Below are 23,033 nucleotides of genomic sequence, written 5' to 3'. Positions count from 1 at the left end.
GCCGCTCGGCAGTACGGTACGGGTGTGGTGACGGTGGAGGACGTGGCGCGGATCGTTTCGGGGTTGCCCGAGGTCGTCGAGGGTGAGCGGTACGGGAACCGGACGTGGTCCGTCGGGGGGAAGGCGTTCGCGTGGGTACGGCCGTTCAGCAAGGCGGATCTGAAGCGGTTCGGGGACGCGACGCCGCCGGACGGGCCCATTCTCGCCGTACGCGTCGAGGATCTCAGTGGCAAGGAGGCCGTGCTCGCCGCCGGGCATGACGGGTTCTTCACCATTCCGCACTTCGACGGCTACGCGGCCGTGCTCATCGAGCTGGGAGCCGCCGCCGAGACCGCCCTGCGCGAGGCGGTCGTCGACGGCTGGCTCGCGTGCGCGCCGGCCGCGGTGGCCGAGGGCTACCTCGGACGCTGAAGGCCGGAGAGCACGCGGGCGTTCAGGCGCTCGATCGGGATCAGGCGGTTCGTCAGGGCCACCGTCACCGGGCCGCCGTCCGGGCGGATGAGCAGGGACACCGACGCTCCGGGGCCGCCGCCCGGATGGCCCGCGGCGCCCTCGGCGAGCAGCCAGCCCAGGCCGATCCGCGCGTCCGCGTCCTGGGGCCGCAGCGCCTCCCGGGCCAGGTCGCCGGGGAGCAGGGTCCGCCACCGCGCGCCGAACCGCACGAGGTCCGACGCGGTCGTCCACAGGCCCCCGGCGGCCGGGACGACGCACAGCCGGACCGGGTCCGGTTCCAGCACGCCGTCGCGCAGGCGGTGGCCCGCCACGGCACGGTCCGGCGGCAGGGCGCCGGGGAACCACGAACGGTCCATCCCCAGCGGCTCCAGCACGAGGCGCCTGGCCGCCTCCGGATACGGCGACGCGGTGACGTCGGCGATCAGCTGCCCGAGCAGGGCGTAGCCGCCGTTGCCCGGGCCGAACACACCGCGCGGACCGCCGCACGCCGCGACCGGGCCGAACAGCGACCGCACGTCGGGCACGACGTCGGCGAACATCTCCTCCGGGTCGTCCACACCGCCGATGTGGGCGAGGAGTTCCCGCACGGTCACCGACGCGTCGGCCGGCCGGACCGTACGCAGGTACGCGCCGGCCGGGTCGTCCAGTCCCACGCGGCCGGCGGCGACGAGGCGGAGCACGACGGCCGCGGTGATGAGCTTGGTGACCCCGTACGCCGGGAACAGGTGGCCGGGGCGCAGAGGCTCGTTCCGCGACAGGTCGGCCCACCCCCGGGCGAGGGTCCAGTCCTCGCCCGCCACGACGAGGCCGGCCAGCCCGAGACCGGCGAACGAGGCCTCGGCGGCCTCGGCCGCCGTCGGCGGCACCGCCCCGGACGTGCGGCTGGACGGCGACGCGACGCGGGCGTCCGTGACACGTTCGCCCCCGGGATAGACGCGCAGCACGGTCATCCGGTGCGGAGGAGAGGGCTCGACCGCCGCCTCGATGCGCAGGTCGGCGACCTGCGCGCGGATCCGCGTCGGCGTCTCGCCGGCGATGACGAGCTCCCCGCCCAGCCGGCCGGCCGCGCGGCCGAGCCCGCCGGCCATCGCCTGCGGCGGGACGCGGCGCAGGTAACCGTCGTCGAAGTGCTCGCGGAGCTCGTCCTCGGCCGGCGCCGCCCAGCCCGCGGAACCGGCGTCGCGGAACCGCGCGATCACCCACATCACCTGCGCGAACGCGTGCCGGCCTTCGCCCGTGAGCACGAGCTCTTTGAGAGCGGTCCAGCTCGGCAGCCCGTGCTCACGGGCGATGGCCAGCTGGGCCTGGTGAAGTGCGGTGAACTCTCCGGCGGCCAGGCGGCGCTTCGCCTCGAGCTTGAGGTGGCGGAGGTTCGGCCGGCCGGGAAGCCGGCGTGGCGAATCGGGCATGGCAGTCCTTCCGCGCCCGCGGGTCCGCGACGCCGGGCTGGAAAGAGCTGCCGTCGATCGTCAGGCGAAGGCCGGTGAGCTTGCAGCTCTGCCCGCGGACCCAGAGGCGGCCGGCACCGCCGTTCACGATCGTAACGTGGCGGACGGCCGCGCCGGGAGACCGGCCGGCGAGGCCTTACTGTCACTGGTGTGGTCGAGCAGATGTGGCGGGCGGTTGCGGTGTTCCGCTTCGTCGCGCTCGCCTACGCCGGGGCGCTGATCCTGCGCGACTTCGGGGACTACGCGCGGCCCGCCGGCGGGATTCTCGTCCTCGCGGTCATGAGCGGCTGGTCCGTGCTGACGGCTCTGGCCTACCCGCGGTCGCGGAGGACACCGCTGGTCGCCGCGGACGTGGCGGTCGCGGTCGCGGCGGTCCTCAGCACCCGGTGGATCGACACGGCGGCCCACATCGAGCACGGCGCGGCGACCCTGCCGGTCTCCTGGGTGGCGGCCTCCGTGCTGGCGTGCGCGGTCGCGGGCGGGCCCTGGGCGGGGCTGGCCGGCGCCGCCGCGGTCTCGGCCGCGGACCTGCTCGAACGCCAGGATCTGCCGCAGAACACCTTCAACGGGATCGTGCTGCTCCTGATAACCGGAGTCGTCGGCGGGCTCGTCGTACGGCTCCTGGTCCGCGCCGAGGACACGCTGGACCGGGCCGCCCGGCGGGAGGCGGCGACGGCCGAGCGGGAGCGGATCGCCCGCGACATCCACGACTCCGTGCTCCAGGTCCTGGCGCTCGTGGGCCGGCGTGGCAAGGAGATCGGCGGCGAGGCCGCGGAGCTCGGCAGGCTGGCCGGGGAGCAGGAGACGGCGCTCCGGTCGCTGGTGGCGGCGCCGCCGCCGGCGGGCGGAGGCCAGGTCGACCTGCGGACGCTGCTGGAGCCGCTCGCGCGGGAGCGGGTCACGGTCTCCTGCCCGGCGGGCGCGGTGCCGTTGCCGGAGGCGGCCGCCGCGGCGCTCGCGGGCGCGGTCCGCGAGGCGCTGGACAACGTGCGCCGCCACGCCGGTCCGGAGGCGCGGGCCTGGATCCTGCTGGAGGACGAGGGCGAGACGGTCACGGTGAGCGTGCGCGACGACGGCCCCGGGTTCGCCGGGGACCGGCTCGCACGGGCGGCGCAGGCCGGCCGGATCGGGGTCGCGCAGTCGATCGTGGGCCGGATGAACCAGGTGGGCGGGGAGGCCTGCGTGGTCTCCGCGCCGGGACGAGGGACCGAGGTGGAGCTCCGTGTGCCCCGCGACTGACGAACCGCTGCGGGTGCTGGTCGTCGACGACCACCCGATCTGGCGCGACGGCCTCGCCGACAAGCTCGCCGAACGAGGCTTCACGCTCGCCGGCACCGCCGAGGACGGGGCGCAGGCGCTGCGGCTCCTCCGCGCCACCCGCCCGGACGTCGTCCTGCTCGACCTTCACCTGCCCGACCTGCCGGGCGCCGAGGTCACCCGCCGGCTGCTGGCCGCGGACGCGTCGATCCGCGTGCTCATCCTGTCGGCGAGCGACGAGCGGCAGGGCCTGCTCGACGCGGTGGCCGCGGGCGCCACCGGCTACCTGCTGAAGTCCGCGCGGCTCGAGGAGGTGACGGCGGCGATCCGGTCCGCGGCGGCCGGCCGGGCGGTCTTCAGCCCCGGCCTGGCCGGGCTGGTCCTGGGCGAGTATCGCCGCCTGGACACCTCCGCGGAGCCGGACGTGCCCCGGCTCACGGCCCGGGAGATCGAGATCCTGCGTCTCATCGCCAAGGGCCTGACCTATCCGGAGATCGCCGAGCGTCTCGTGCTGTCGCACCGGACCGTCCAGAACCACGTGCAGAACACCCTCGGCAAGCTGCGGCTCCACAACAAGGCGCAGCTCGTACGCTACGCGCTTGAAGAGGGCATCGAGTAGGCGCTCAGCGCGGACGGAAGTCGGCCGCGGGGCGCGGTGACAGCCCGGTGACGACGCGGCGGAGCAGGGGCTCGTCGATGAGGTCGCCGCCCTGGGAGACGTTGACCAGGACGGTCCCCCGGCGGGTCAGGTAGTCGACCTCGGGACCGGCCGTCGTACGGCGCCACAGCTCCGGGCCGGCGGCGGCGCAGGGCTGGTCGGGGCGGTACGCGTCACTGAAGTTACAGCGGGCGGGGGGCGCGAACCGCGCGGGGACGGGCGTGACCAGGACGGTGATCGTCCGGCCGGCGCGTTCGTAGTCCGGCGCGGTCGTGGGCAGGCTCCGGGGCGTCAGCTCGTAGCCCAGGGTGCGCGCGTACGGGTCGGCGTGGGCGTTCTCGATCGCGTAGCCCGGCAGGTCCGGCGCGAGGAGCGGGACGCCGGCCCCGGTGATCTCGCGGTCGTACGCGCGGTCGGCCCGATGGGTGCCGATCCAGCCCGCGAGGGGTACCAGCGCGGCCACGGCCGCCACGGCCGCGACTCGCCACCACCAGTGGACGGCACCGGCGGTGGCGAACGCGGCGATCCCGTACCCGAGCGCGGCCTCCAGGAGGACTCCGCTCGCCGCGAACCCGCCGCCCCCGCGCGTCTTGGCGCAGAACCAGCCGATCGCGAGGGCCGTGGACGGTCCGAGGACCGCCACGGGCAGCGCGGGCCGTACCTTGAGCGCGTGCAGGATCGGCCACGCGGCGATCGCGGCGACGGACAGGGCCCCGGCGATGGCGAGCAGGAGGTACCCCAGGCATCCCAGCCCCTGCGCACGGCACGGCACCAGCGCGGCCGTCGCGACCGCCCCCGCGAGCGCCGCGACCGCCAGCGCGCCGCCCGTGCACGCGGCCAGCGCCACGCGACCCGTCACCGGCGCGTACCGCCGGGAATCCGTCCTGAGATCAGCCACCTCGCGATCGTGGCAGCCGGCCCCTGTGGTGCGGATGAGTAGGAGTACTCAGTGGGCGAGGCCGTCGTGCCAGGGGCTCGGCGCGATCGGCGCCAGGTCGCGGGCCAGCCGGTCGGTCAGCGTACGGGTCCCCCGGCCCGGCGCGGAGACGCCCCGGCACCCCGCGAGGCGCAGTTCGACCAGGTCCGCGGTGCCGTCATGCGCGAAGTACAGCCGTGCGCCGCGGCCGTTGTCATTCGGGCAGTTGAACGTCCCACTCGGGGGCTTCGGCGCCTTCCTGACGTCTTTCGCGAGACGCCGTGCGGTGGACGCGTCCCCGCGGGTGAGCGCCGTACGGCAGGGGCTCTGCTCCAGCGACGGAAGCCACACCGCGACGACGGCGGTGGGATGCCCTCCGACGGTGACCAGCCCGTGGCTCTTCCCTTCGGAGGAGGTACGGCCGGTGACGCATACGCGGCCACCTTCCGCCGGCGACTGCACCGTCGCGGACGGGGCCACAAGCGGGGGGGTGGCACGTACCGGAGCGCCTGCGGAGGAGCATCCGGACACGGCCGCCAGGAATACGGCTAACCCGACCATCCGCCGACCGGACATGGCCCAACACTCCCCCGCGAGACCGACGAAACCGGCCACCATCCTAAGCCGTCACGGCCTGCCCGCCTTCACGCGCCGGGGCGCACCGTTCAGGCCCTGGGCGTAGCGGGTGACGGCCTCCTCGTACACCTCGTCGGGGTCGAGGTGGCGGAGTTCCTCGGCGATCAGTTCGGCGGCCGGCCGCCGGTGCAGGGCGACCTCGCGGTCCGGCACGCCGGGCTCGGACAGGGTCGCGCACCGGCCGTCCGGACGGGTCACCGCGATCTGCCCGGAATCGGTGGTCAGCCGTACGGCGGTGATGCCGGGGCCGAAGGAGTCGCACACCTCGCACGGCACGGCCAGCCGCACGGCGAGCCAACCGGCGAGCAGCGCCGCGCTCGGGTTGTCCGGCGAGGCCTCGATCCGGCCGGCGGTGATCTCGGTGTGGGGCTGGTCGAGCGTCGCGGCGAGCAGCGAACGCCACGGTGTGATGCGCGTCCAGGCGAGGTCGGTGTCGCCCGGCATGTACGCGGTCGCGAGACGCTTCAGCGCGGCGAGCGGGTTCGCGGTGGCGGCCGTGTCGGTGACCCGGCGCTGGGCCAGGGCGCCCGGCGGGTCGACGCTCGGCCGTCGTGGCGCCGTGTCGGGCCACAAAACGACGACGGGAGTGTCGGGGACCAGCAGCGGCAGCACGACCGAGTCGGCGTGCTCGGCGACCTCGCCGTACAGCCGGAGCAGCACGATCTCGCCGGGTCCGCCCTCGCCCATGCGCACCTCGGCGTCGAGCCGGGGCTCCTCCCTGCCGCCGCGCGGGATGACGCCGAGGATCCGGCACGGGTGCTCCCGCGCCGCCTCGGTCGACGCGCGCAGGGCGTCGTACTGCGACGCCTCGCTCGTCACGATGACCAGCGTCAGCACCTTGCCGGTGGCGGGCTGGCCGACCCTGTGCCGGGCGGCGGTCAGCGCGTCCTGGATCGTCCGCGTGTCGGTGTTCGCGAGATCGATGATCATGCAGGTCACCTCCGCGCCCGGCAGGCCGTTGACGGACGCTCCCATTCTCCCAACCGCGTACGGCCCGGACCCCTTCAGGGTTCGCTTATCGCCCGAAGAGCGCGCGGGCGTTGCGGGCGGTCCGCTCCCGCCACGTGCCGCCGGGGATCAGGGAGTCCAGCGCCGAAGCCGCGTACGGCAGGAGTTCGGCGGGGGTCCAGGCGTAGTCGCTGCCGTAGAGCAGGTGCTCCGGCGGGGCGATCGAGGCCAGCGCGGCCAGCTGCTCGGCGTTCGGCGCCCCGGCGAGGTCGTAGTGGAAGCGGCGCAGGGTCTCGGTCACGGACGGGCCGTCCCCGGTGTCGCCGAGGAGCGGCCGGAAGAGCTCGGCCCGTACGGCGAGAAGGGGCAGGACCCCGCCCATGTGCGGAACGATCGGCCGCAGGCCCGGATAGCGCTCGGCGTGCCCGGACAGGACGAAGTCCACGACGCTGCGCGCGGTGTCGAAGAGGAACTCCATCATCGGCCGGGGGCGCCCGCAGTCGACGTGCTCGTGTCCCACGGCCGAGGTGGGGTGCAGGAAGACGGCCGCGCGGCGGCGGTCGAGCTCGGCCGGCATCGGGGCCAGCCGCTCGTCGCCGAGGTACGCGCCGCGGCTGTTGCTCATGAGCACCACGCCGGCCGCGCCGAGGTCGCCGGAGTGGACGCCCGGCGAGGAGATCGACAGCATCGCGGTCGCGCCGCCGACGCGCTCCATGAGTTCGAGGTGCTCGGCCGCGTTCCAGCGGGGCCAGTGGGCCTCGGGCATGCCGTCCGGCTCGCGGTGGCCGGCGGCCTCGGCCGCCTCGACGTAACGGCCGGTGGTGAAGTGCGCGTGGACGTCGACGAGCCCATCGAGGTCGGGCACGGGTGCGGATCCTACGTGCGTACGGGCCGGGAGTCAGCACCGTAGCCGGTGCGGCCGCGCAGACGAACGGTGCCGGCGGCGACACGCGGCCGCCGCCGGCACCGGAGACCCGCGGGTCACTTCTTCTTGAAGACGTCCTTGATCTTCTCGCCGGCCTGCTTGAGGTTGCCCTTGGCCTGGTCGGCCTCGCCCTCGGCCTGGAGCTCTTCGTTGCCCACGGCCCGGCCGGTCGTCTCCTTGACCTCGCCCTTGGTCTCTTCGACCTTGTTATTAATCTTGTCGCCTGTGCTCATCGGCGTCCTCTCTCGAGTTGGTCGAGATGTCCCCCTGCCCTCGATGCCGCTTCCTAACCGGCCCCGAGAGATGTGCGGAAACCGCGTGGCATGCCGCGAACAAAGATGTTTGTACTTATTCGTGAGGGTAGAGATCGGGTCGTACACCTGCCGCTGCAGGACCGGGCGGCAGACAAAACAGCACATCGGAGGCACATTTCATGTATATCGGCATCGGCACCGTCGTACTCATCCTCGTTGTCGTGCTCGTGATTCTTCTGCTCCGCCGTGGCTGAAAGCCTCACGGCTGACTTTTCCTTCTCCACCGATCCTGGGCGTTCTTCCATTGCGGAAGGGCGCCCAGCGGTCGTTGGGAGAGACGATCGCTTCGGCCGCCGGCCCCTGAGCTCAGGTCCGGTGGCCGAAGCGGAGCGACCGGCCGGGCGGCAGTGTGGTGGCGCGCCCGTCGTCCACGACGACCTCGATCGGCTGCCGGGCCGACGCGGGCAGGCCGACCTCCACGCCGTCCGGGCCGGCGCGCAGCCGCAGTCCCCCGTCGCCGCGGTACCACAGCTCCATCGACAGGACCGGCAGGCCCTCCGGCAGGACGGGGTCCAGCCGCAGCACGCCGCCGCGGAGTTCGAGCCCGGTGTAACAGCGCTGGGCCAGGTCGAGGGTGCCCGCCATCGCGCCGAGATGGATGCCCTCGCCCGTCGTCCCGCCCTGGACGTCGTACAGGTCGCCGTCGAGGGCCTCCAGGAAGAACCTCCACGACGCGGGGCGGTCCGAGCGGGCCAGGACCCACGCGTGCACGACCGCGCTCAGCGTCGAGCCGTGTGAGGTGCGGGCCAGGTAGTACGCCACGGTCTTCGGGATCGTCTCCCGGTCGACCGGACAGCCGAGGCGCTCGAACAGCGCGTACACCTCGTCGGCGGACAGCAGGTAGAACAGCATGAGGACGTCGGCCTGCTTGGACGCCTTGTAGCGGTTCGGGCTGTCGCCCTCGGCCTCCAGGATCCGGTCGAGACGGCGGATGTCGCCATATTTGCTCCTATAAGCCGCCCAGTCGAGCTCGGAGAGACCCTCGTAACCCTCGAACTGGCTGATCACTCCGTCGGCGTGGAAGATCACCCGCATGCGCCGGCTGACGTCCTCGAAGCGCGCCAGTTCGTCCTCGGTCAGCGCCAGCCGCTCGAGCAGCTCGGCGCGCCGCTCGGCCGGCAGCGCCTCCAGCGTGTCGAGGGCGCGGCACAGCGTCCAGACCGCCATGACGTTGGTGTAGGCGTTGTTGTCCAGGCCCGGCCCGGACGCCCCCGGATACGCGTCGTGGTACTCATCGGGCCCCATCACACCGCCGATGTCGTACCGGCCGTCGCGAAGCGTGGCGATGCTCGCCCAGAACCGCGCGATCTCCAGCAGCAGCTCCGCGCCGTACTCGGACAGGAAGTCCAGGTCGCCGGTCGCCTGGTAGTGATGCCAGACGTTGTAGGCGATCGCCAGGCCGACGTGCCGCTGGAGACGCGAGTTGTCCGGCAGCCACCGGCCCGACCGGGGGTTGAGGTGGAGGAGCTGGGTCTCCTCGCTGCCATCGCTCCCGCTCTGCCAGGGGAACATCGCGCCCGCGTACCCGGCCTCCCGCGCCGCCTCGCGCGCCGCCGGCAGCCTCCGCCAGCGGTACAGCAGCAGGGACCGTACGACCTCCGGCAGGCGCAGGCTGAGGAAGGGCAGCACGAACAGCTCGTCCCAGAACACGTGGCCGCGGTACGCCTCGCCGTGCAGGCCGCGCGCCGACACGCCGACGTCCAGGCCGGCCGTGTTCGGCGAGACCGTCTGGAGCAGGTGGAACAGGTGCAGGTTGACGGCACGCTGCGGCGGCCCGCCCCCGACGTCGAGGCGGCCGTGCTCCCAGAGCCGCGCCCACGCGGCGACGTGGCGCTCGCGCAGCTCGCCGTAGCACCCGGCGCCCGCGGCCTCGGCGCGCGCCGCCTCGGCGGCACCCCCGTCGCCGGACGTGTGCAGGGCGACGACCTTCTCCACCGTCGCCGGGGCGTCCGGCCCGGCCTGGACGGTGAGCTGGTGGGCGATCCACCCGGGCGCGCCGCGGACCTCGCGCCCGGTCTCCTCCCCCATCAGGATCCTCGTGCGGGCCGCCTCGGCGATCCGCGTCTCCGAGGTGACGGTCTCGACGTCGAGCCAGACCAGGTCGCCGTCGGCGCCGGCGTCGCGGTAGACCAGGTGCGCCCCGGACAGGTTCTGGTAGCGCTCCACGCCGTCGTTACGCACCCACCCGTCGAGGCCCGAGTAGATCTCCAGGATTCCGGACCAGTTCTCCGGGCGAACCGTGGTCTCCAGCGCCGCGAGGTGCGGCTCGCTCATCGACACGAGCCGCTGCTGCTCCACGGCGGTCACGCGCCCGGCCTCGTCCCGGTAGCGCAGCCGCCGGGTGAGCAGGCCCTCACGGAGATCGAGCTCCTGGGTGTGGTCGAGGAGCTCGAACCGGTCCGGGGTGAACCAGGCGCCGCCCTCGGCGCGGAAGGTCAGCGGCAGCCAGTTGGGCACGTTGACGACGTCCTCGTTGACGACCGTACGGCCCGCGACCAGCGAGGACAGCCGGTCGTAACAGCCGGCGACGTACGTGCCGGGGTAGTGCGCCGGTCCCGCCGAGGTCTCCGGCGCCGCGCCGCGCGTGGCGAAGTAACCGTTGCCAAGAGTGCACAACGCCTCACGCAGTCGTTCCCGGCCTGGATCGTAACCCTCATGATCGATACGCCAGGTCGTCATCAGCGACCCGTCGCTCAGGCGATGCGTCGGTGACGCAGCCGGAGTCGGGAGACGTCGGTGACCACGAGGTCCGCGCCCTGCTCGCCGAGGCCCGTGGCTCCCCCGGTCGGGTCCACGCCGACGACGGCGCCGAACCCGGCGTACCGCCCGGCCGCCACGCCCGCGGTCGAACCCTCGATGACGGCCGTACGTTCCGGTGGCTCGCCGAGCCGCCGTGCCGCCGCCTCGAACAGCGCCGCGTCCACGGTCGCCGGAAGCCTGATCCCGGGCGCGTCCAGGCCGTCCAGCAGCACGTCGAACAGCTCCGCCACGCCGGCCCTCCTGAGCAGCTCCGACCCGCAGCACCGCTCGGAGACCGCGGCGGTGCGCACGCCGTACCGGCGCAGTTCGCGAACGAAGGCGACCGTCGCGGCGACGGGTGAGACGCCGTGCCTGCGGACCTCGCCGCGGAAGAACTCCTCGTGGCGCACCACGAAGACGCGCTGGTCGACGTAGGGCAGCCTGATGCCGCGGGAGGCGAGGAAGTCGCGCGCGCCATCGAGGGGCGGCCGGCCGCGCATGTGCGCCGGATGGTCGAGGAAGACGTCGAAGGGCACGTACAGCGTCTCGTACACCATCGCGTGGGACCGCAGGAACGGGTCGAACACCGATTTCCACGCCGCCGCCGAGGCGCGGTCGCTGTCCACGACGACGCCGTCCACACCGAAGATGACCGACGCCACGGTACGGCCGAGGTCGTCGAGGACGCATTGAGCGATCGTGGTGCGCATGAGCGGTCCCCCCGTTCCCGTCCACCGTCCGCCCGCGGGGCGAGGCCGGAAAAGGGTCTTCGGTCCCACGTTCCCCGACCGAACGACACCTGTGCGGGCTCAGCCCAGGGACGCGGCGCCCGCCTGGCTCGTCCAGCCGGCCAGCAGCCGCAGCGCCTCCTCCGACGGCGAACCTGGTTCGGCGGTGTAGATCCCGAGCACCTGGTCGGGGTCTCCCGTGACGGCGAGCGCCTCGTAGTCCAGGGAGAGATCGCCGACCAGGGGGTGGTGGAAGTGCTTGGAGCCGAACGTACGGCGCGTCACGTCGTGATCGGCCCACCAGCGGCGGAAGTCCTCGTCGCGCAGGGACAGCTCGCCGATCAGCTCGGCGAGCCGCGGGTCGTTCGGGTGGCGCCCGGCGTACAGGTGGAGCGCGGCCACGCTGGTGCGGGCGACGGCCTCCCAGTTCACGTACAGCTCGCGGGCGGCCTCGTCGAGGAAGACGAAGCGCGCCATGTTGCGCTCCCGGTGCGGCAGCGCGTCGAAGTCGGTGTAGAGCGCCCGCGCCAGCCGGTTGGTGGCCAGCACGTCCGTACGGCGGCCGACGATCAGGGCGGGAGTCTCGGTCAGCGTCTCCAGGACGCGGTACAGCCCCGGCCGTACGCGCTGCGGCGGAAGCGGACGGCTCCGGGTGCGGGAGGGCCTGGTGTGCCTGGCGATGGCGAACAGGTGACCGCGCTCGACGTCGTTCAGCCGCAGCGCGCGGGCGATCGCGTCGAGCACGGCCTCGGAGACGTTGACGTCGCGCCCGCGCTCCAGGCGTACGTAGTAGTCCACGCTCACCCCGGCCAGCCGGGCCACCTCCTCGCGGCGCAGCCCCGGCACCCGGCGCGTGCCCGGCCCGGGCAGGAGGCCGGCCTCCTCGGGGGTGATCCTGGCCCGCCGCGAGCGCAGGAACTCCCGCAGCTCGGCGTTGCCCGACTGCTCGCTCATGCGTTCACGGTACGGCGGGCCGCGGGCCCCCGCACGACGGCAGGGGGGTACTGCTGGACCCCGGGTCGAGGCGGGCCTCATACGGCCGTCTGACCTGCTGTTCCCGGTGGTTGCCTGGAGGTCGTAACCCCCTCTGCAGGAAGGCTGACGTCAATGAGCCGTATCACCACCCCCTTCGGCGCGCGGTCCACCGCCGCCGAGGTCATCGCCGGGATCGACCTGACCGGCCGCCGCGCCATCGTCACCGGCGGCTCCTCCGGCATCGGCGTCGAGACCGCACGCGCGCTGGCCGGAGCCGGCGCGGAGGTCACCCTCGCCGTACGGGACGTCGCGGCCGGCGAGCGGACCGCGAAGGAGCTCCCCGGCCGGGTGCTCGTCGCCCCGCTGGACCTGGCCGACCGGTCGTCCGTCGCCGCCTTCGTCGCGGTCTGGGAAGGCCCGCTGCACATCCTGGTGAACAACGCGGGCGTCATGGCGACGCCCGAGCAGCGCACGCCGGAGGGCTGGGAGCTGCAGTTCGCCACCAACCATCTCGGCCACTTCGCACTGACCACCGGCCTGCACGACGCGCTCGCCGCGGCCGGCGGCGCGCGGGTCGTCGTGGTCAGCTCGGTCGGGCACGTCAACGGCGAGGTGCTGTTCGAGGACCCGCACTTCGAGCGGCACCCGTACGACAAGTGGGCGGCCTACGGCCAGTCCAAGACCGCCAACGTGCTGTTCGCCGTCGAGGCGGCCCGCCGCTGGGCCCCGGACGCCATCGCGGTCAACGCCCTGAACCCCGGCCGGATCACCAGCACCAACCTCGGCCGGCACATCGGCGACGTTCAGGCCGCACCCGCCTCGTTCGACCCCGGCAGCACGGACGTGTCCTGGAAGGACACCTCGCAGGGTGCGGCCACCTCGGTGCTGCTGGCCGCGTCCCCGCTGGTCGAGGGCGTGACCGGCCGGTACTTCGAGGACTGCGCCGAGGCGGAGCCGTACCGGCCGGGCGTCCGGCGCGGCGTCGCCGAGCACGCCCTGGACCCGGAGAAGGCCGCCCGGCTGTGGGAGGTCTCCGTCGAGCTCCTGGCGAGCTGATCAGCCGGGCACGAGCGCGACGAACTCCGGGCCGGAGGTGTTCGCGGCGAGGTCGAGCGCGCCCGCCGGGTCGTCCAGGCCGACCGTGCGCACGCCGAGCGGGCCGAGGTCGAGTGTCCCGGCGGCCACCATGTTCCAGACCGTCAGCGCGGTGGCGGGCGAGCACATCCACGAGCCGGCGACGGTGAGCCGCCGGCGCATGAGGTCGCCGTACGGCAGGGGCAGATCCTGTCTCACCCCGCCGATGACGACCATGGTGCCGCCGGGACGCAGGCTGTCGTAGCCGGCCAGCGTCGGTCCGGCGCTCGGCACGTCGCCGAGGGCGTCGAGCACTCTGTCGGCGCCACCGCTCGCCGCGGTGATCGCCTTCGCGTCCTGTTCGCGGTCGCCGGTCAGGGCCACCGGCACGACGCGGCGGTCCAGCCCGGCCAGCCGGTCCAGGGCTCCGGCGTTGCGCCCGACCGCGACGACCCGCGCCGCGCCCCGGGCCAGCGCCCCGAGGACGGCCGCGCCGCCGAGCTGGCCGGTCGCTCCGACGACCACGACGACGTGACCGGCCTGCAGGCCGGCACGGTTCAGGCCCTCGGCGGCGATGCCGAGCCAGGGCAGGAAGGCCAGCTTGTCCGGCCGCGGATACCTCCCCGCTCCCGGCAGGCGGACGAGGCACTCCTTCGGGCACAGGGCGCGCTCGGCGAACACCCCGTCGTGCCAGAGCGCCTGCATTCCTTCGGTCGTCCGGGTGGCTCTTCCTCGTCCCCCGACGCCGGTCCAGCCGACAAGGATCTCCTGCGGCTCGGCGGTGTCGCCGGATCCGAGGAGCGCGATGTCGACGACGATGTCGCCCGGCGCGACGTTGAACACCTCGTCGGCCACGGCCTCGACCCGGCCGACACACGCGGCGCCGAGGACGAGCGGCGTGGGGATGGTGCCGCGTTCGCCACCGATGAGGGCACGGGTGTAGGCGGGTACGGCGGCGGCGAGCACCGTGATGATCACGCCGCCCCCGCGGAGGACGGGCTCGGGGACCTCCGCGGATCGCAGGGGCCGGCCCAGTGAGTCGAGTTTGGCGCTGCGGCTGACCGGGCACGAGCGCGAGCATCTCTTCCATCTCGCGGGCAACGGCGGAGCCGAGGACTTCGACGAGCCGGAGCGACTGGCCGCCGGGGTCGCGGCCGTCCCGTCCTTGGTGGAGCCCAACCCCGCCTACGTCACGGGCTTCTGCTACGACGTGCTGAGCCGCAACACCGCCGCCGCCGAACTCTTCGGCATCGCCGCGCCGTCGAATCTGGCACGCTGGATGTTCACCGATCCCGGCGCGCGGGTCGTCCTGGTGGACTGGGAACGCGAGGCCCAGGGCCTGCTCGCCCGCCTGCGCGCGTCGGCCGGACGCCATCCTTCCCATCCGCGCCTCACCCGCCTGGTGGAGGAACTCCAGACGGCGAGCCCGGAGGTACGGTCCTGGTGGCCCCGGTACGACATCCAGGTCAGCCACGCGGGCACCAAGCGCCTACGCCACCCCAGGCGCGGGCCGATCACGATGACGCACACCGCGTTCCACGTCGCCGAGCATCCGGAACAGACCCTCGTGATCTACTCGGAACAGGCCACCGCCGCTACGTGACGCGCCCGAGGACGAGGCCGGCCGACCTGGTCGGCGAGCCCGCTCAGGGCCTGGTGGAGGTCCGCGCCGGCGTCGGTGCCGCCGCAGCGAAGCCGGGCGAGCTCGGCCGGGAGCCGCCGGGCGAGGCGCCGGTCCGGGCCAGCAGTCCCGCGTGCAACGCCGCCCGCAGCGCGCGCCGGGCGTCCGCCCTGGCGTGTCCCCGGTCCGCCACGGCGGCGACGAGGTCCGCCTCCTCGACCCGCCCCTCGCCCGCATCGTCTGTCAGGGCGCGGAACGCCGGCTCCTGGTCCGCGGTGCCCCGGCGCGGGCCTTACCGGAGACCGACGATTCGCGCACGCCGGGCTCGTCCGCCGGACGGGTGTCCTCCTCCGCCCGAGTCCCCCGGCTCGAGCTCCACCGCCGACTTCCGCTCGTGCGGGATCGGCGCGCGGCTATGGGCCCGGCGCGTCCAGCCGGTCAGCCTCGAGGCGAGCCGGAACAACGCCCGCGCGGCCGACGAGGAACGCCGGTGCGAGTCGTCGGCGATCGACCAGATCATCGGACGTAGTGCGATTGTCATCGGTCGACGCGCGCGTCGCGGTGAAGTCAGGTGGTCCGGCCGACCGAGGCCGACGCCTTTACGTTGTAGATCTCTTACGGGGCGACGCGGCCGTTCGACTCGAAGGCCGCGTGGGTCAGGGGCATGATCGCGGCCCACTCGCGCTCCATCGCCTCCGCGACGAGCTCGATCTCCCGCTGCGGGAACGACGGGTACGCGGCGTCGTCGTGGCGGGTGCGCAGGGACAGGAAGTTCATCAGGGCGCGGGCGTTGCAGGTCGCGTACATCGAGGAGTAAAGCCCGACCGGCAGGACCGTACGGGCCACCTCGCGCGCCACTCCCGCCTCCAGCATCTCCCGGTACGCGGCATAAGCCCGGCGGCAGGACTCCCGGGTCGCCTCGGTCACCAGTTTGTGCTGCTCCGGCGTGCCGTCGACGAAGTCGTACCGGCCCGCCTTTCCGATCTGGACCAGCTTGCGCTCCGGGCCGGGCACGTAGAACTCCGGCTCCAGCTCGCGATAGCGGCCGCTCTCCTCGTTGTAGCTGAACGTCCGGTGCCGCATGAACTCCCGGAACACGAAGATCGGCGCGCGCACGTAGAACGTCATCGACGAGTGCTCGAACGGCGTGCCGTGCCGGTCGCGCATCAGGAAGTTGATCAGACCCGCCGAGCGCGAGGGGTCGGACGAGAGGTCGGCGAGGGAGCTCTCCCCCTTGGTCGACACGCGGGCCGCCCAGATCACGTCGGCGTCGGAGGCCACGTGTTTGACCAGCTCGACGGTCATGTCACTGCGGAAAGAGATCTCCATCGCGGTCAGACCTTACGCCACCGCGGGGTCCACGCGCCGTCCTCGACCACGTAGTCGCCGAACAGTGCCGGGGCCTCGCCCCGCATCAGCTCACCGAGACGCCCGAAGAGCAGGCGGATCTCCTCCTCGGCCCCTGGGGCCGTACGGGCCTCGATCACGTGCCGGAGCGTACGGACGTTGGCGGTCCACACCAGGCCCGTCGCGACGCCCTCCGGGGCGAACCGGCGCATGAAGCTCGTCTTGTGCTTCTTCTCCTTGAACGGAACGCCCTCGTCGTCCAGCCCGAAGTGCTCGGCCATCCAGCCCTGGAACTCCTCCATCTGGGACAGGAGGGCGGTGGCGCGCTTCATCAGCTCGGCGTCCTCTTGCGCCCACTCGGGGAACCAGAACGGCAGGTCCTGCAGCCGTACGAAGCGGAGCGACTCCTGGGAGATCGCCACGCCGGGGCGGTGGCGGGCCAGCTCGTGGGTGAGGACCCGGCTCACGTTGTGCAGGACGAAGGAGAAGCTGACGTGCTCCAGGACCGAGCCGTGCAGGCTCCGCAGGATGTTCTCCAGGTACGCGGCCTGGTCCGTACGGATCTTGGTGACGTTCGGGTTGAGCCCCGGCTCCCATGAGCGGTAGCAGAGCCGCCCGGCGAACTCGGCGAGAGTCTGCGGGTCGCTGAGCTCGTCGTCGAGGTCGCCGCGGTCGAGCCGCTCCAGCCACGCCGTGCCGCCCACCTCGCCGAGGTAGCGGGCCACCTCGTCGTAGTCGAGCTCCGGACGTGCGACCAGGTAGACCGAGGGTTCAACGCTCTTCATGGGCCACAAGCCTAGAGGCGCGGCCGCCCGCCCGGCACGCCCCCTGTGTAATGCCCGTCTACTGGCGACATTCCTGAAAGGTATAAATGTAAGGAGACCTCAGGAGGGGTTAGTGACCGAGAGCACGATGACCAGGACCGGCGCGTACCGGCCGCGGGCCGTCAGCTTCCTCAAGCTGCACGAGACCGCCGGCTGGCGGCTGAAGGTCTACGGGATCACCGTCGACGGCGGTCCGCCCCGGCCCGAGCTCGCCACCGTCGCCGAGGCGCTGGCCCCGTCGGTCCTGCCGAGCCCCGCCGTCCACACCGGCGGCGGCGACCCGCACGACATCGACCGGTACGGCATCGGCTTCGTCATCCTCCACGACGCCAGGGACTACGCCTTCGCGATCTTCGACTGGTGGGCCGGGGAGACCGAGCTCCACCAGCGCAGGTACTCCTCGCTGCCGACCAGGCTCGGCACGATGCGGCCGCATCCGACGCCGGCCGTCGGCTGCGTCTGGGAGCTAGCCGTCACCGACTTCGAGCGGCGCGCCTGGCTGGAGCACGTGCTCGCCCGGCCGGAGGGTCCCGACATCGAGGGCTACCTCCGTGACCGCCGGGTGGAGGACCAGGTGTGAGGAAGGTCCTCGGCGCCTGCCCGCTCGACTGCCCGGACGCCTGCTCCTGGGTGGTCACCGTCGACGACGACGGCGAGGCGGTGAACCTGCGCGGCAACCCCGAGCATCCGGTCACCCGCGGCGCGCTGTGCGTCAAGGTCAACCGCTACCTGGAGCACACCAAGGCGCCCGACCGCGTCCTGCACCCGATGCGGCGGATCGGCCGCAAGGGAGAGGGACGGTTCGAGCGGATCAGCTGGGACGAGGCCCTCAGCGAGATCGCCGTACGCCTGGAGGAGATCAGGCGGGAGTACGGCGGCCAGGCCGTCTGGCCCTTCCACGGCACCGGCTCGCTGGGCTACATCCAGGGCCTGGAGGGCTTCGCCGGCCGCCGGTTCTTCAACGTGCTCGGCGCCTCGGTGCACGAGCCGACGATCTGCTCGATCGCGGGGGCGACCGGGCTGAAGTACACCCTCGGCACCTCCGGTGGCATGGATCCGGAGGACTTCGCCCATTCGAGGCTGATCCTGCTGTGGGGCACCAACCCGCTGACCAGCGGCCACCACTCGTGGAAGTTCGTCCAGGACGCCCGGCGCGACGGCGCGTACGTCGTGGCGATCGACCCGGTCCGCACCCGTACGGCCGCGCAGGCGGACGAGCACCTGGCGCCGATCCCGGGCACCGACGCCGCCCTCGCCCTCGGCCTGCTGCACGTGATCGTCCGCATGGGCGCGCACGACCAGGCCTACATCGAGAAGTACACGCTCGGCTGGGAGTCCTTCCGCAACCGGATCGAGGAGTTCCCCCCGGACCGCGTGGCGAAGATCACCGGGCTGCCCGAGGAAGACGTCGTCGCGCTCGCCGAGCGGATCGCGCGGACCCGGCCGACCGCGATCCGGGCGACACAGGGCATGCAGCGGCACGCCGGCGGCGGCATGGCCCTGCGCACGCTCGCGTGCCTGCCCGGCGTCACCGGCGACTGGGCGCTGCGCGGCGGCGGCCTGTGCTACTCCACCAGCGGGCACTTCAAGCTCAACCTGCCGGGCCTCGTACGCATCGACCTGCTGCCGCACCCGGTGCGGAGCCTGACGATGACACGCCTCGGCGAGGGCCTGCTGGAGGTGGACGACCCGCCGGTCAAGGCGCTGTTCGTGATCGGCGCCAACCCCGTCGGCAGCAACCCCGACCAGGGGAAGGTCCGCCGCGGGCTGGCCCGCGAGGACCTGTTCACTGTGGTCCTGGAGCACTTCCCCACCGACACCACCGACTACGCCGACATCGTGCTGCCCGCCACGATGCAGCCCGAGCACCTGGACGTCATCGCCGGGTACGGGCACCTCTACCTCGTCTTCAACGAGCCGGCCGTCGCCCCGCCGGGCGAGTGCCTGTCCACCTCCGAGACGTTCCGGCGGCTGGCGCGGCGGATGAGCATGACCGAGCCGAGCCTGTACGACTCCGACGAGGACCTCGTACGCCAGTTGCTCGACTCCCCGCATCCCTCCCTGGAGGCCATCACCCTGGAGAGGCTCCGCGAGCAGGGTTTCGTCCGCCTCAACGTCGACCGGCCGTTCCTGCCGTTCGCCGATGGGTTCCCGACCTCGTCGGGGCGGCTGGAGTTCTACTCTCAGCGCGCCACCCGCCTCGGGCACGACCCGCTGCCCGGCTTCACCTCACACGCCGACCCCGGCGAGGGGCTGGTCCTGATCTCCGGCGCCTCGCACCACTTCCTCAACACGACCTTCGGCAACAACCCCGAGCTGCGCCGCCGGGCCGGCGCGCCGACGATCGTCCTGCACCCCGACGACGCCGCGGCGCGCGGCATCGCCTCCGAGGACGCCGTACGCGTCCACAACGGGCGCGGAGCGTTCGAGGCCGTCGCGGAGGTCTCGGACCGGGTACGCCCCGGCGTCGCGGCCACGACCAAGGGCCACTGGGCCAAACTCAACGGTGGCGCGACGGTCAACGCGACCATCGACGAGCGTGATGCGGACATGGGACGCGGAGCGGTCTTTCACGACAATCGCGTTGAGGTTGCCCTAATCTGATCTTTACTGATATCTCCGGTGAATCGCCCAACCCGCCGGGCGGCCGGAGCGACGTCACGGCTGAATCGATCTAGACCGACGACGTACCGGGTATTGGCCTGTATTGATCACCGGTCGATCGGAGCGTGATGACATCCCGCGAAACGGCGTGGACGGACCTGGGCGACGCGATGCCGCTCTCCTCCGCGTACCTGGACGGCTTCTTCCGTCCCTTCATCGGGCGCGGCGGCGTCCTGGCGCTCGTACGGGCGATCCTGGCCGATGAGGAGCGCCTGGCGTGGTGCGCGGCCAACGGCTACCAGCACCACAACGACTTCACCAAGGTGGTGCTCGGCGTCTCCCCGGCGGGGCGCAAGCTCGTCTGGCACGAGTGGCGGCAGCGCCGTCCCTGGGTGGACGGCGACTACCACAACCACCGCTGGGACTTCGTGTCCTACATCGCGGGCGGCGAGCTGGAGCTGACCGACTTCGAGGAGGATCCGGACGGCCCGCTGGAAGTGGACCGGTACCGGTATGAGTCTCCCGGCGGCCAGACGGAGTACGCCCTGCGGCGCGTGGGCTCCGCCCGGCTGCGCGAGGCGCGGCGCGTGAAGGTCGCGGCCGGGGAGTTCTACTTCCAGCCGCACGAGATCGTGCACAACGCCGCGTCCAAGTCGCAGGGCACGAGCACCTTCATCATCCAGGGCGAGGTGGCCGCGACCAGCACCGACGTCTACCTTGCCGGGGCGGGTGAGGAACGGCTCGAGCGCGCGGCGCCGAGGTTCTCACCCGCCGAGCTGCGGCCGCCGCTGGAGCGGCTGCGCGACGGCATGGAGGAGGTCAGCCGCGGCACATCTCCAGGACGTTGGTGATGATGCGGTGCCCGGTCTCGCCGGTGGCGGTGAGGATCGACTCGGGGTGGAACTGCACCGCCCAGCGCCGCCGGGCCGGGTCCTCGATGGCCATGACGACGTCGCCGAGCGAGGCGGTGACCTCGAAGCCGCGGACCCGCCCGGCCGTGGTGTGCAGTGAGTGGTAGCGGGCCGCGGTGAACTCCTCCGGCAGGCCGGCGAACAGGCCGCCTCCGCGCACCTCGACCTGCCCGGGCTTGCCGTGCGCGGGCTCGGGCAGCAGCGCGAGCTCGCCGCCCGCGTGTTCGACCATGCCCTGCAGGCCGAGGCAGACCCCGAAGACCGGCAGGTCGCGGGCGTAGACCGCGTCGAGCAGACCCGCCGTGTCGAAGTCGGCGGGCCGGCCGGGCCCCGGTGACAGCACCACGAGGTCGGGGCGGATCTCGTCCAGCATCTTGTCGGGGAAGCCGAAGCGGAGCGTCGTCACGGCCGCGCCCTGCTGCCGGAAGTAGTCGGCCAGGGTGTTGACGAAGGAGTCCTGGTGGTCGACGAGCAGCACGGTCAGGCCCTCGCCGGCCCGCCCGCGGTCCGCGCCGGCCGCGCCGCCGGCCGCCTCGCCCGGGGACAGCGCGTCGATGAGGGCGCGCGCCTTGAGGTAGGTCTCGCGCTCCTCGGCCTCGGGATCGGAGTCGTACAGCAGGGTGGCCCCGGCGCGCACCGCGGCGACGCCGTCGCGGATCTGGGCGGTGCGCAGGGTCAGGCCGGTGTTCATCGAGCCGTCGAAGCCGACGAAACCGACCGCGCCGCCGTACCAGCGCCGCGGGGTCTCCTCGTGGTCCTCGATGAACTGCATCGCCCAGGTCTTGGGCGCGCCGGTCACGGTGACCGCCCACATGTGGGTGAGGAAGGCGTCGAGGGCGTCGTAGCCGGGCCGCAGCCGCCCCTCGATGTGGTCGACGGTGTGGATCAGCCGGGAGTACATCTCGATCTGCCGGCGGCCGATGACCTTCACGCTGCCGGGCACGCAGACCCGCGACTTGTCGTTGCGGTCGACGTCGGTGCACATCGTCAGCTCCGACTCGTCCTTGGCCGAGTTGAGGAGCGTGAGGATGTTGTCGGCGTCCTCCAGCGGGTCGCCCCCGCGCCGGATCGTGCCGGAGATCGGGCAGGTCTCGACCCGGTCGCCGGTGACGCGCACGAACATCTCCGGGGAGGCCCCGACGAGGTACTCCCCCTCCCCCAGGTTGAAGAAGAACTCATACGGCGCCGGGTTGATGACGCGCAGGCGCTCGAAGAAGGCCGCCGGCGACTCGCACGCGCCGTACATGACGTGGCCGGGCACGACCTCGAACAGGTCACCGCGGACGAACTTGTCCTTGGCGTCGCGCACCACCTGGGCGTACGCGCCGGGCGTCGGCTGGGGCGGCAGCTCGCGGGCGCGCGGCTCCGGGGTCGGCTCGGTGCGCCGCGGCAGGCCCCGGGTGCTGACCCCGCCGACCTCGAAGTCGTACGACATCCGCGCCGAGGTCTCGCGCTTGCGGTCCACCACGATCATCTCGTCGGCGAGGTGCAGGACGAGGTCGCGCTGGTCGGCCGGCCGGTCGATGGTGAGGCGGATCGGCTCGAACTGGAACGACAGGTCGTAGCCGAAGGCGCCGTACAGGCCCAGGTGCGGGTCGTCGCCGGCGAACAGGTCGCAGATCGCGCGCAGCGCGGTGAAGACGGTGGGCCGGCGGCTGCGCTCCTCCTCCGCGAAGACCTCGTCGGTGGAGGGGACGAACACCTCGACGCCGCCGGGGATCTCACCGGGCTCGCCGGCGGCGGCCAGCGCGCCGGTGACGGCCGGGAGCAGCACCTCGCCGCGCTCGTTCAGCGCCCGCACCGTCAGGCGCCGACCGCGGGCGACGACCTCCAGGCACGGGTCGACGTAGGCCATGTGCCAGCGGCTGTACCGGCCGGGGTACTCCATGCCGGAGCTGAGCACGCCGCCACGGCGGGTGCCCACGGCCTCGACGAGCGCGTCCAGCGCCTCGCTCTTGCGCGCCGGGTCCACCGGAGTGGAGGTACGGACGACGCGCAGGCCGCCCGCCGTCATATAGTCCGTCGTCGTCTCCACGATCGGCCTCTCGGTTATCGGGCCCTCGCGGCGGAAAGCAGAAACGACCGCCGTACGAGGGCGGTCGCTGCGGTGATCTTGAGAATGCGTGAACCCGCGCCGCCTAGCGGCGCCACCACCACTGCCTGGCCGGGGTTCGCATGATCTATAGGCTACCCGGTCGCGGGGGCGCCACGCCACCGGCGCCCGGGCCTCTGGTATGGGACAACGGCCCAGCCGAAGGGACGAAAGGTCCAAAGCGACGCGCAGCCGAGACCGAACCGAGACCGCTCCTTTCTTAAATCTTCTGCCAGGAGAATTCGGCTGGCCGGATCTCGCCAACGGCGGCCGTCTCGCGCACTGGCGTACAAGGAGGACCCGTTGGCCGACACGGAGCCCGGAACCCGCAGGAGTGATCACAGCCCCTGGAACTGGCTGCTGATCCTCCCGGTCGTCGTTCCGCTTCTGACCTTCGTGTTCAACAGGGACAAGCCGCGGCTGGCCGGATTCCCGTTCTTCTACTGGGTGCAGTTCGCGTTCATCGTCCTCGGCGTCGGCTGCACCACGCTCGTCTACCTGATGACGCGGCGCCCCTCCGGCACGACCGCCACCTCCGCCGACGCCCCGAAGGAGGACTGAGC

At 72.8% G+C, this 23,033-nt stretch carries 23 protein-coding genes; 9 read left to right on the top strand and 14 right to left on the bottom strand.

From position 1 onward, the window contains the following. Positions 1–24: 24 nt before the first annotated feature. Complete coding sequence (locus QWU11_RS24730) at positions 25–411, top strand: MmcQ/YjbR family DNA-binding protein (protein WP_290116780.1); 387 nt, start codon at positions 25–27, stop codon at positions 409–411. Here QWU11_RS24730 and QWU11_RS24725 read toward each other — a convergent pair. After that, complete coding sequence (locus tag QWU11_RS24725) at positions 396–1,862, bottom strand: serine hydrolase domain-containing protein (RefSeq protein ID WP_290116779.1); 1,467 nt, start codon at positions 1,860–1,862, stop codon at positions 396–398. The two genes, QWU11_RS24730 and QWU11_RS24725, sit on opposite strands and share 16 nt — an antisense overlap. Before the next feature lie 189 nt (positions 1,863–2,051). On the opposite strand from QWU11_RS24725, the gene QWU11_RS24720 reads away from it, so the two are divergent. Next, positions 2,052–3,140 carry a DUF5931 domain-containing protein gene (locus tag QWU11_RS24720; protein ID WP_290116778.1) on the top strand — a complete coding sequence of 363 codons (1,089 nt, stop codon included), beginning with the start codon at positions 2,052–2,054 and terminating at the stop codon, positions 3,138–3,140. Further along, positions 3,124–3,777 carry a response regulator transcription factor gene (locus tag QWU11_RS24715; RefSeq protein WP_290116777.1) on the top strand — a complete coding sequence of 218 codons (654 nt, stop codon included), beginning with the start codon at positions 3,124–3,126 and terminating at the stop codon, positions 3,775–3,777. The genes QWU11_RS24720 and QWU11_RS24715 overlap by 17 nt, the downstream gene beginning before the upstream one ends. Before the next feature lie 4 nt (positions 3,778–3,781). Here QWU11_RS24715 and QWU11_RS24710 read toward each other — a convergent pair whose 3' ends face one another. From QWU11_RS24710 to QWU11_RS24675, 8 genes are all read right to left on the bottom strand, one after another. Next, the gene (locus tag QWU11_RS24710) at positions 3,782–4,714 is read right to left on the bottom strand and encodes a hypothetical protein (RefSeq protein WP_290116776.1); all 933 of its coding nucleotides are present in this window, start codon (positions 4,712–4,714) and stop codon (positions 3,782–3,784) included. Positions 4,715–4,762: 48 nt separating this feature from the next. Next, positions 4,763–5,212: a hypothetical protein gene (locus tag QWU11_RS24705; protein WP_290116775.1), complete on the bottom strand. Its 450-nt coding sequence runs from the start codon at positions 5,210–5,212 to the stop codon at positions 4,763–4,765. A gap of 147 nt (positions 5,213–5,359) precedes the next feature. Beyond that, a complete protein-coding gene (locus tag QWU11_RS24700; protein ID WP_290116774.1) occupies positions 5,360–6,298 on the bottom strand; it encodes a glucose-6-phosphate dehydrogenase assembly protein OpcA in 939 nt (312 codons plus the stop codon). Positions 6,299–6,383: 85 nt separating this feature from the next. Next, the gene (locus tag QWU11_RS24695) at positions 6,384–7,181 is read right to left on the bottom strand and encodes an amidohydrolase family protein (protein WP_290116773.1); all 798 of its coding nucleotides are present in this window, start codon (positions 7,179–7,181) and stop codon (positions 6,384–6,386) included. A 116-nt stretch (positions 7,182–7,297) separates the two neighbouring features. Beyond that, a complete protein-coding gene (locus QWU11_RS24690) occupies positions 7,298–7,474 on the bottom strand; it encodes a CsbD family protein (protein ID WP_290116772.1) in 177 nt (58 codons plus the stop codon). 387 nt (positions 7,475–7,861) lie between these two features. After that, positions 7,862–10,234, bottom strand: coding sequence for a glycosyl hydrolase family 65 protein (locus QWU11_RS24685; protein ID WP_290116771.1), 2,373 nt, complete (start codon positions 10,232–10,234; stop codon positions 7,862–7,864). A 14-nt stretch (positions 10,235–10,248) separates the two neighbouring features. Further along, positions 10,249–11,004, bottom strand: coding sequence for an HAD family hydrolase (locus QWU11_RS24680; RefSeq protein WP_290116770.1), 756 nt, complete (start codon positions 11,002–11,004; stop codon positions 10,249–10,251). A 99-nt stretch (positions 11,005–11,103) separates the two neighbouring features. Next, positions 11,104–11,976, bottom strand: a complete 873-nt coding sequence (locus QWU11_RS24675; RefSeq protein WP_290116769.1) for a helix-turn-helix transcriptional regulator — start codon at positions 11,974–11,976, stop codon at positions 11,104–11,106. A 153-nt stretch (positions 11,977–12,129) separates the two neighbouring features. Here QWU11_RS24675 and QWU11_RS24670 point away from each other — a divergent pair, with 153 nt between their 5' ends. After that, positions 12,130–13,053 carry an SDR family NAD(P)-dependent oxidoreductase gene (locus QWU11_RS24670; protein ID WP_290116768.1) on the top strand — a complete coding sequence of 308 codons (924 nt, stop codon included), beginning with the start codon at positions 12,130–12,132 and terminating at the stop codon, positions 13,051–13,053. On the opposite strand, the gene QWU11_RS24665 is transcribed toward QWU11_RS24670, so the two are convergent. Further along, a complete protein-coding gene (locus QWU11_RS24665) occupies positions 13,054–14,049 on the bottom strand; it encodes a zinc-binding dehydrogenase (RefSeq protein WP_290116767.1) in 996 nt (331 codons plus the stop codon). It lies immediately after the preceding gene. 67 nt (positions 14,050–14,116) lie between these two features. Between QWU11_RS24665 and QWU11_RS24660 the strand changes: the two genes are divergently transcribed. Beyond that, positions 14,117–14,674 (top strand): hypothetical protein, encoded by a 558-nt coding sequence (locus QWU11_RS24660; protein ID WP_290116766.1) that lies wholly within the window; start codon positions 14,117–14,119, stop codon positions 14,672–14,674. A gap of 43 nt (positions 14,675–14,717) precedes the next feature. Here QWU11_RS24660 and QWU11_RS24655 read toward each other — a convergent pair whose 3' ends face one another. From QWU11_RS24655 to thyX (QWU11_RS24645), 3 genes are all read right to left on the bottom strand, one after another. Then, on the bottom strand, positions 14,718–14,885 hold the full coding sequence (locus QWU11_RS24655; RefSeq protein ID WP_290116765.1) for a hypothetical protein: 168 nt from the start codon (positions 14,883–14,885) through the stop codon (positions 14,718–14,720). 422 nt (positions 14,886–15,307) lie between these two features. Beyond that, positions 15,308–16,021 carry an FAD-dependent thymidylate synthase gene (thyX, locus tag QWU11_RS24650; protein WP_290116764.1) on the bottom strand — a complete coding sequence of 238 codons (714 nt, stop codon included), beginning with the start codon at positions 16,019–16,021 and terminating at the stop codon, positions 15,308–15,310. Between the two features lie 5 nt (positions 16,022–16,026). Next, positions 16,027–16,824: an FAD-dependent thymidylate synthase gene (gene thyX, locus QWU11_RS24645; protein ID WP_290116763.1), complete on the bottom strand. Its 798-nt coding sequence runs from the start codon at positions 16,822–16,824 to the stop codon at positions 16,027–16,029. Positions 16,825–16,936: 112 nt separating this feature from the next. Here thyX (QWU11_RS24645) and QWU11_RS24640 point away from each other — a divergent pair, with 112 nt between their 5' ends. The 3 genes from QWU11_RS24640 to QWU11_RS24630 all read left to right on the top strand — a co-directional run bounded on the left by QWU11_RS24640 (position 16,937) and on the right by QWU11_RS24630 (position 20,318). After that, the gene (locus QWU11_RS24640; protein WP_290116762.1) at positions 16,937–17,443 is read left to right on the top strand and encodes a hypothetical protein; all 507 of its coding nucleotides are present in this window, start codon (positions 16,937–16,939) and stop codon (positions 17,441–17,443) included. After that, complete coding sequence (locus tag QWU11_RS24635; RefSeq protein ID WP_290116761.1) at positions 17,440–19,467, top strand: molybdopterin oxidoreductase family protein; 2,028 nt, start codon at positions 17,440–17,442, stop codon at positions 19,465–19,467. Before QWU11_RS24640 ends, QWU11_RS24635 begins: the two co-directional genes overlap by 4 nt. 128 nt (positions 19,468–19,595) lie before the next feature. Further along, positions 19,596–20,318, top strand: a complete 723-nt coding sequence (locus QWU11_RS24630) for a hypothetical protein (RefSeq protein ID WP_290116760.1) — start codon at positions 19,596–19,598, stop codon at positions 20,316–20,318. On the opposite strand, the gene QWU11_RS24625 is transcribed toward QWU11_RS24630, so the two are convergent. Further along, positions 20,287–22,392 carry an anthranilate synthase component I gene (locus tag QWU11_RS24625; RefSeq protein ID WP_290116839.1) on the bottom strand — a complete coding sequence of 702 codons (2,106 nt, stop codon included), beginning with the start codon at positions 22,390–22,392 and terminating at the stop codon, positions 20,287–20,289. The genes QWU11_RS24630 and QWU11_RS24625 overlap by 32 nt on opposite strands. A gap of 381 nt (positions 22,393–22,773) precedes the next feature. Here QWU11_RS24625 and QWU11_RS24620 point away from each other — a divergent pair, with 381 nt between their 5' ends. Further along, entirely contained in the window at positions 22,774–23,031 is a 258-nt protein-coding gene (locus QWU11_RS24620; protein ID WP_290116759.1) for a DUF3311 domain-containing protein, read from the top strand. Positions 23,032–23,033: the final 2 nt, after the last annotated feature.

The organism is Actinomadura sp. DC4, from assembly GCF_030406325.1.
In the GTDB taxonomy this organism is placed as follows: domain Bacteria; phylum Actinomycetota; class Actinomycetes; order Streptosporangiales; family Streptosporangiaceae; genus Actinoallomurus.
Note: the sequence above shows the minus strand (reverse complement) of the source record. Positions and strands in the feature narration are given on the sequence as shown.

Excerpts from the sequence above, each read along its gene's own strand:
- QWU11_RS24725 (WP_290116779.1), bottom strand. The coding sequence starts at position 1,862 with ATGCCCGATTCGCCACGCCGGCTTCCCGGCCGGCCGAACCTCCGCCAC.
- QWU11_RS24700 (WP_290116774.1), bottom strand. The coding sequence starts at position 6,298 with ATGATCATCGATCTCGCGAACACCGACACGCGGACGATCCAGGACGCG.
- QWU11_RS24690 (WP_290116772.1), bottom strand. The coding sequence starts at position 7,474 with ATGAGCACAGGCGACAAGATTAATAACAAGGTCGAAGAGACCAAGGGC.
- QWU11_RS24685 (WP_290116771.1), bottom strand. The coding sequence starts at position 10,234 with ATGACGACCTGGCGTATCGATCATGAGGGTTACGATCCAGGCCGGGAA.
- QWU11_RS24680 (WP_290116770.1), bottom strand. The coding sequence starts at position 11,004 with ATGCGCACCACGATCGCTCAATGCGTCCTCGACGACCTCGGCCGTACC.
- QWU11_RS24675 (WP_290116769.1), bottom strand. The coding sequence starts at position 11,976 with ATGAGCGAGCAGTCGGGCAACGCCGAGCTGCGGGAGTTCCTGCGCTCG.
- QWU11_RS24670 (WP_290116768.1), top strand. The coding sequence starts at position 12,130 with ATGAGCCGTATCACCACCCCCTTCGGCGCGCGGTCCACCGCCGCCGAG.
- thyX (WP_290116764.1), bottom strand. The coding sequence starts at position 16,021 with ATGGAGATCTCTTTCCGCAGTGACATGACCGTCGAGCTGGTCAAACAC.
- thyX (WP_290116763.1), bottom strand. The coding sequence starts at position 16,824 with ATGAAGAGCGTTGAACCCTCGGTCTACCTGGTCGCACGTCCGGAGCTC.
- QWU11_RS24630 (WP_290116760.1), top strand. The coding sequence starts at position 19,596 with ATGACATCCCGCGAAACGGCGTGGACGGACCTGGGCGACGCGATGCCG.
- QWU11_RS24625 (WP_290116839.1), bottom strand. The coding sequence starts at position 22,392 with ATGACGGCGGGCGGCCTGCGCGTCGTCCGTACCTCCACTCCGGTGGAC.